We start from the raw sequence: 505 nt of genomic DNA, 5'->3' as shown, positions 1-505 counted from the left end.
GGCTTTGTTGCTTAATTCAGAGCGAAGACATGCCTGTCCCATGTGCTTGACTCTTAAACAATATACTGAGTTTCAGGCATACCTAACCCCGTAAGCTTATTCAGCGCTTTGATCATAGCGTAAGTCTCGCCAACTTGAGCGTTGTAGTTTCTCAGGCTTAATTTCCCACCTAGCAACTGTTTCACTCGATACATTGCTGTCTCTGATAGCGACCGCTTGTGATAGCCATACCGCTTTTTCCACTTATTGTTGGAGCCATAAAGCTTCTGACAACCAACTGCTAAATTGCGAGGGTGTCCTTGCTCCCAGAAGGCAGCCCCTTCGCGTGGCGGGATTAGCGGAACCGCTCGCTTTATACGTATTGCATCATGGCAATGTCTTGTGTCATAAGCACCATCACCTGATACCTCAATGATTTTACGACGTGTCTGCTTAAGTAGGTTGGGAAGCACTTCGCCATCGGTAACGTTAGATAAACTCAGCTCTGCTGCGACTATTTCGTGAC

The 505-nt window shown here is 46.9% G+C and carries 1 protein-coding gene; it reads right to left on the bottom strand.

The window, feature by feature from the left end; all coding sequences use genetic code 11:
• Positions 1-53: 53 nt before the first annotated feature.
• Positions 54-505 (bottom strand): IS5 family transposase (locus JC606_RS23290; RefSeq protein WP_198779576.1); only part of this gene is annotated, 452 nt, incomplete at its 5' end.

It is taken from the genome of Vibrio sp. IB15 (assembly GCF_016406055.1).
GTDB lineage: Bacteria > Pseudomonadota > Gammaproteobacteria > Enterobacterales > Vibrionaceae > Vibrio > Vibrio chagasii.
The sequence above is the reverse complement of the archived record's forward strand: the minus strand, read 5'-3'. Positions and strand labels throughout refer to the sequence as shown.